7 protein-coding genes are annotated in these 5,587 nt (G+C 36.6%); 1 reads left to right on the top strand and 6 read right to left on the bottom strand.

Annotated elements, in window-relative coordinates:
- The 6 genes from ACY3FQ_RS18485 to ACY3FQ_RS18460 all read right to left on the bottom strand — a co-directional run.
- A partial coding sequence (locus tag ACY3FQ_RS18485) for a response regulator (RefSeq protein WP_489774625.1) occupies positions 1-509 on the bottom strand: 509 nt, incomplete at its 3' end.
- Positions 510-520: 11 nt separating this feature from the next.
- On the bottom strand, positions 521-1,192 hold the full coding sequence (phoU, locus tag ACY3FQ_RS18480) for a phosphate signaling complex protein PhoU (protein WP_160255361.1): 672 nt from the start codon (positions 1,190-1,192) through the stop codon (positions 521-523).
- Between the two features lie 18 nt (positions 1,193-1,210).
- A complete protein-coding gene (gene pstB, locus ACY3FQ_RS18475) occupies positions 1,211-2,020 on the bottom strand; it encodes a phosphate ABC transporter ATP-binding protein PstB (protein WP_489774624.1) in 810 nt (269 codons plus the stop codon).
- A gap of 34 nt (positions 2,021-2,054) precedes the next feature.
- The gene (pstA, locus tag ACY3FQ_RS18470) at positions 2,055-2,987 is read right to left on the bottom strand and encodes a phosphate ABC transporter permease PstA (protein WP_087011453.1); all 933 of its coding nucleotides are present in this window, start codon (positions 2,985-2,987) and stop codon (positions 2,055-2,057) included.
- 11 nt (positions 2,988-2,998) lie between these two features.
- Positions 2,999-3,919, bottom strand: coding sequence for a phosphate ABC transporter permease subunit PstC (gene pstC, locus ACY3FQ_RS18465; protein WP_058870683.1), 921 nt, complete (start codon positions 3,917-3,919; stop codon positions 2,999-3,001).
- Between the two features lie 78 nt (positions 3,920-3,997).
- Positions 3,998-4,981 carry a PstS family phosphate ABC transporter substrate-binding protein gene (locus ACY3FQ_RS18460; RefSeq protein ID WP_489774623.1) on the bottom strand — a complete coding sequence of 328 codons (984 nt, stop codon included), beginning with the start codon at positions 4,979-4,981 and terminating at the stop codon, positions 3,998-4,000.
- A 197-nt stretch (positions 4,982-5,178) separates the two neighbouring features.
- Here ACY3FQ_RS18460 and ACY3FQ_RS18455 point away from each other — a divergent pair, with 197 nt between their 5' ends.
- Positions 5,179-5,520, top strand: a complete 342-nt coding sequence (locus ACY3FQ_RS18455) for an ArsR/SmtB family transcription factor (protein WP_489774622.1) — start codon at positions 5,179-5,181, stop codon at positions 5,518-5,520.
- Positions 5,521-5,587 lie beyond the last annotated feature (67 nt).

Genomic DNA, 5,587 nt, shown 5'->3' with positions numbered 1-5,587 from the left:
CTTGAATCAAATTTTAATTTAGGAATTTTAGCTTGATCGTGATGTGCTATTGAATGATTCGAAGTTAAGAATTTATCTAATTGTAAGAGTGCAAATCTTATCCTTACCCCTAGAACGTAATTGAGACAAGGTTTAATAACATAATCATCTGCACCTGCTTGTAAATAGTCTACAAATATTTGGTCATTAAAAGTACTGGTTACAAAAATTAAAGGCACATTTCTCGTTAACGGATTTTGCTTAAATGCAATAATAAAAGCCAAACTAATTTCTGTAGCTTCATCCCAGTCGAGAACCACTAGTGATATCTCTGAAGATGTTGAAGCCCTTAAACCTTCTTGAAAACCTGAAGCCGTTTTTATTCTGTATCCAGATTTTTTCAGCTGATTCTCCACAATTCCTTTATCGTTACACAAGGGATCCTGTACTACCAAAATAGTCTGACTATTTATGATATTTAATTGATAACTTAGCTCGTTAAGATTATCAAGACACTTTGTCACATTCATAGCTTATCCCCTTATTTGTGACGAACATCAACGCCTTCCACGATATAAATAATAAGCTCTGCAATATTTTTAGTATGATCGCCAATTCGCTCTATACCTTTAGCCATAAACAGCAAATCCATTAGAGCAGATACATTTTCGTTATTCGAATAGACTCCTTGCATTAGATTATTTAGAATTTTGACAAACGCATCATTTATGACTTTGTCAGCCTTAATAATCTCCTTAGCTTTCTTAACATCTTGTTGTTTAAAAGCAGTTAAGACGTTCGAAAACAAAGACAAAGAAAGTTGCGATACTTCTAATAGATCAATGTTATTAATCAGGCTGATCTGATTCTCAGAAATTAATCTTCTCGTTTTATTTGCAATTTTTTCGGCCTCATCCCCAATCCGTTCAAGATTTGTAGTCATCTTCGAAACCGCAATAATAAAGCGTAAGTCAGATGCTATAGGCTGCCTTCTGGTAATGATTGAACTGCATAAGGCGTCAATTTCTATCTCATACTCATTGACTTTTTCTTCCTGTTGAATCACAAGCTTAGTTAAAGTCTGATCACTATTCTGTATTGCCCTTATAGCAAAACTTAACTGTGTTTCAACCAACTCCCCCATGTCCAAAAATAGAGAGGACATATTTTGAAGATCAATGTCAAATTGATGATGAATATGTTTTTGTTCCATATACAGTTCCTTGAATACTTAACCAAAACGACCAGTTATATATGCTTCAGTTTCAGGGTGTTGAGGATTAGTAAATATATCTTCTGTCTTACCAAATTCGACTAACTCCCCCATATACATGTAAGCAGTAAAATCAGAAACACGTGTTGCTTGATACATATTGTGAGTTACTATCAAAATAGTCACTTTTTCACGTATTGAATGAATAAGATCTTCAATATTTGCTGTAGCAATAGGGTCTAGTGCAGAAGTTGGCTCATCAAATAACAAAAGTTCTGGATCTGTAGCTAAGCAACGCGCAATACATAAACGCTGCTGTTGCCCACCGGACAAAGAAGTGGCTTGATTATGTAGGCGGTCTTTTACTTCATTCCATAATGCAGCATCTTTTAAGGCCTGCTCTACTCGATCCTGTATATATGTTTTGCTCTTTTCTTTTCTTAAACGCAGACCATACGCCACATTTTCAAAAATTGATTTCGGAAAGGGATTGGGCTTCTGAAATACCATTCCAACGCGCATACGAACTTCAATTGGATCAACTTTAGGATCTAGCAGATTTGTTTCATCTGGATGAAAATCAATACGTCCTTCATAATGCGTATCAGGATATAAGTCATGCATACGATTGAATGAGCGTAATAATGTTGATTTTCCACAACCAGAAGGACCAATTAGTGCAGTAACCTTTTTTTCATAAATTGGCATTGAAACTTTTTTGATTGCATTAAAGTTTCCATAGTAGAAACTAAAATCTCGTGTCTCTGCTTTTAACTTTAATGGAGTTTCTGGAACTTCATTTTGCTGATTAGCTTGTATAGGTTTCATAACGATGCTCATTCTCTTTAAATCTCTTATTCAATTACCAACTAATATTTTTTCGTAATCTGTAGCGTAGGAATATGGCTAAGGCATTCATGGAAAGTGTCAATAAGACTAAAATAAATCCTGCTGCGGCTGCATTTACCTGAAAAGCCTCAGCTGGTCTCGATGTCCAGTTAAACATTTGAATTGGCATGACAGTAAATCCTGAACTTAACCAATCGAAATTTACCCATGGGAATTCTGGGCTAACCGGAGAAGGGGGCAGGAATGCAATAAATGTAAGGGCGCCAATCGTGATAATAGGTGCAGTTTCTCCAATGGCGCGTGACAAACCAATAATGATCCCTGTCAATATTCCTGATAGTGAATAAGGGATAATATGGTCTCGAACAACTTGCCACTTGGTTGCTCCCATTCCATATGCTGCCTCTCTAATATGAGAAGGAATAGCACGAATTGATTCCCGAGTAGAAACAATAATGATTGGCAAAATAAGTAATGCTAAAGTCAGACCTGCAGTCAAAATACTTTGCCCAAGCCCAAATCCGTAAACAAACACTCCTAATGCAAGTAGCCCGTATACGATTGAAGGAACACCCGCCAAATTTGTGACATTGATTTCAATAATGTCGGTTAATAAATTTTTAGGTGCATATTCTTCTAAATAGACACCGGCACCTACTCCTAATGGAATTGCAGCTACCGCTGTAACTAGCATGACCAGTATTGAACCTACCAAGGCAGATAAAATTCCAGCCGACTCGGCTCGGCGTGAAGGAAAGTTTGTAAAAAATTCTGGCGAAATGCGTTCCCACCCGGTTACTGCCATTTGTGCAAATAACACGAGAAACGTCATCACCGCTAACAAGAGCGATAAAAAGCCTAGAATAGAAAATAAAATATCAAAACGCTTATTTTTTTGAATCAGTGTTCTTAACTCGGGTAGAGTTACGCTTATATCTTGCTTCATCAGATTAGTCCTCAATATACTTCGCGGAAACGTTTACGTAATACATGCCCTAAAATATTGAATATTAAGGTAAGTAACATAAGCGCTAGACCCGCAGCAAAAATTGACTGATACCCAATTGAGCCATGAGGTAAATCACCTAAAGCAACTTGCACAATGTATGCCGAAATAGTCTGAGCAGGCTCCATTGGGTTCAATGTCAGATTTGGCTGCATACCTGCTGCTACAGCTACGATCATGGTTTCACCGACAGCTCGTGAAATACCAAGAATATAAGCCGAAAGAATTCCAGAAAGTGCTGCTGGAAAAACGACTCGTAGAGCTGTTTGAAATCTTGTTGCTCCCGCTGCATATGAGCCTTCACGCATACTCATAGGTACTGCTCGCATTGCATCTTCAGCAAGCGAACTAATATAAGGAATAATGGCTACCCCCATAATGAGGCCCGCAGATAACATACTGAAGCCTGGAAGACTCGGGAATATAATCTGTAATAGTGGGGTAATAACGACTAGTGCAAAATATCCATAGACAATGGTAGGAACCCCGCCCAACAACTCCAAGAAAGGTTTTACGACTTCACGGACTTTATGGTTTGCAAATTCTGAAAGATAAATAGCAATGATAGTACCTAGAGGAATAGCAACACTAAGCGCAACCAAGGATGTGGTTAATGTGCCGGCTAAGAGGGGCATAATTCCATAATGAGCATCTTCAAATAGTGGCGTCCATTCAGTATCTGTGACGAAATCAACAATAGAAACATGCTCAAAAAAATGCATAGATTCAGTAACTAAAACCCAGATAATTCCGATTGTGGTTGCAACAGAAACAAATGCAGCAAGGAATAGAATTATCTCAATAATTAATTCTTTAGTATTTCTGAATCTATTTTTAGCAAATCTAGTACTAACATTTGAATTGGAACTCATAACTTAATCCTTACGAGTACAATAAAACGAAAACAAGGTTGCTCTAATTTCTTAAAACAACCTCATACAACTTAAGGATTAGAGTTTAGCTTCACGCTTCATTAACTCTTCAATCGTCAACCCGACTTGCGCCTCACCACCAAATACAGTACCAAGCTTGCCTTTTTTAATTACGTCAAGGTTGTGGGTATATGCCTTTTTAGGCAACGGAACATATTTCACTTCTTTAATCAGCGGAGCTGATTTAGTCATATAAAAATCAACAAACTTTTGTACTTCTGGTTTTTTCAAAGCAGATTGACTTACATAAATAAAGATTGGGCGGGATAATGGGTTATAACTCCCATTTAGAACATTCGCTTCATTTGGTGCAACAATTTTGCCCTTATCATTTACAACTGGCACCGCTTTTAATTTGCTCTTATTTTCAATGTAATAAGCATAGCCTAAATAGCCAAAACCATTTTTGTCACGCGACAAACCTTGAACAATTACATGATCATCTTCTGAAGCTGTGTAATCTCCACGAGAAGATTTTGCCTTACCAACAACAGCTTCAGTAAAATAGTCAAACGTACCTGAGTCTGCACCCGGCCCATATAACTTTAATGGGGTATTTGGAAAACTTGAACTAATTTGACTCCAAGTTTTTACTTTACCTTGTGCAGCAGGTTCCCACACTTTCTTAAGATGGTTAACGGTTAAAGGCTTAATAAAATTATTATTCTTATTTACTACCACTGTTAATGCATCAAATGCTACGGGTAACTCATAAAATTTAATACCATTTTGTGCACAAAGTTCCATTTCTTTTTTTAGAATTGGTCGAGATGCATTAGAAATATCTGTTTCACCACGGCAAAACTTTTTAAAACCACCACCTGTACCCGAAACACCAACTGTTACTTTTTCTTTAGTAGTTATTTGAAACTCTTCAGCCACTGCTTCTGTTACCGGGTATACAGTGCTTGAGCCATCAATTTTAATGATTGCCGCGTGCACATTTGATGCCAGCAAACCAGCTGATAGCAACCCCAAGGTGATACGAGAAAGTTTTTTCATAATTTATTACTCCAATAAATAAAATACTTTTTTGTAAGCATCTATGATTCTAGATATATGGAAATATATATATAAAATATGTCACTTTTATGACAGCCTTATGATTGGTAAACAAAAAGCATTCTAGATATACATATTGTTGTCATACTTTATGACTTATAATTAGAGATTGCTCTTTAGGATTTTCTTTTAGTTTTATGCATACATCTTTAATAAACCCCGAACAGGCAGTAACGTGTTTAAGCGCATTAGCTCAAAGTTCGCGTTTAAAAATATTTAGATTGCTTGTTGTTGCGGGTGATGAGGGGTGTACAGTCGGTAACATCGGTAAACGCTTAGAACTGCCTGCTGCGACTTTATCTTTTCATTTGAAAGAATTGTCCCATTCAGGACTAATTGAAAAAAGGCAGCAAGGTCGATATGTCAACTACGTGGCTAATTATAAACAAATGAAATCACTAATTGAGTTTCTAAGTGAACAATGTTGTGAAGGCATCGAGCAAACAGATTGTTTAATTGAAACTGAAATATGTGACTAAAAAAGGCTTTGTTGCATAAACCTATGTTTGAAGGTATTTTCAACAATATTTTTTGTGATTCATGATC

It is taken from the genome of Acinetobacter sp. AB03, assembly GCF_058107045.1.
The sequence above is the reverse complement of the archived record's forward strand: the minus strand, read 5'-3'. Positions and strand labels throughout refer to the sequence as shown.